The sequence below is a fragment of the Streptomyces synnematoformans genome, from assembly GCF_039531005.1.
In the GTDB taxonomy this organism is placed as follows: Bacteria; Actinomycetota; Actinomycetes; order Streptomycetales; family Streptomycetaceae; genus Streptomyces; species Streptomyces synnematoformans.
In genome coordinates this window covers 1-839 of sequence record NZ_BAAAPF010000728.1, presented here as the reverse complement: position 1 = coordinate 839, position 839 = coordinate 1, and the positions used below count along the sequence as shown (strand labels likewise).

1 protein-coding gene is annotated in these 839 nt (G+C 74.4%); it reads left to right on the top strand.

Features of this window, described 5'->3' with window-relative positions:
- On the top strand, positions 1–839 hold an 839-nt coding region (locus ABD317_RS37375; RefSeq protein ID WP_344296583.1), incomplete at both ends, for a SpnB-like Rossmann fold domain-containing protein.

Genomic DNA, 839 nt, shown 5'->3' with positions numbered 1-839 from the left:
CCCCACCGGCGCCCCCGTCGCCACCATCGCCGCACTCAACACCCGGCCCGTCGACCCCACCGCTCTCACCACCGGCGCCGACGACGGGGCAGCGACGCGCAACAGCCTCTTCCAGCTCGCCTGGACCCCGCCCCCGGTCCAGGAGGACGACTCCGACCGGATCGACCCCGATCAGGTGGATCTGTACGTCGCTCCCCGGCCCGACGAGGACACCCCCGCCGCGGCCCATGCCGCGACCGAGGCCCTGCTCATCCACCTCCAGAGCTGGCTGGCCGACAACGACGCGACCGACCGCCGCCTCGTCGTCCTCACCCACCGCGCCGTCGCCACCGGCCCGGCCGAAGACGTCCACCTCGCCCATGCACCGCTGTGGGGTCTGGTCCGTACCGCCCAGAACGAACAGCCCGACCGCCTCCACCTCGTCGACACCGACACCGCGGTGGACGCCGCGGCGAAGGTCACCGACGTACCTCACCTCGCCGACGCACTCGCCACGGGCGAGCCGCAGCTCGCCCTCCGCCACGGGCAGCTTCTCGTCGCGCGCCTGGTGCGCGCGACCGGCGCGCGCGGGGTGCTCGCGATGCCGGAGAGCACCTGGAAGCTGGCCACCGAGGGCGACGGCACGCTGGAGGCGGTCAGCTGCCGGCCGATGCCGGAGTGGGACGAGCCGCTGGCCGACGGGCAGGTGCGCGTGCGACTGCACGCGATCGGCCTCAACTTCCGCGACACGCTCATCGCTCTGGGGATGTACCCCGGCGACGCACCTCTGGGCAGCGAGGGTGCCGGCGTGGTGACCGAGGTCGGCGGCGACGTCACGAGCGTCGCGGTCGGCGACCGCG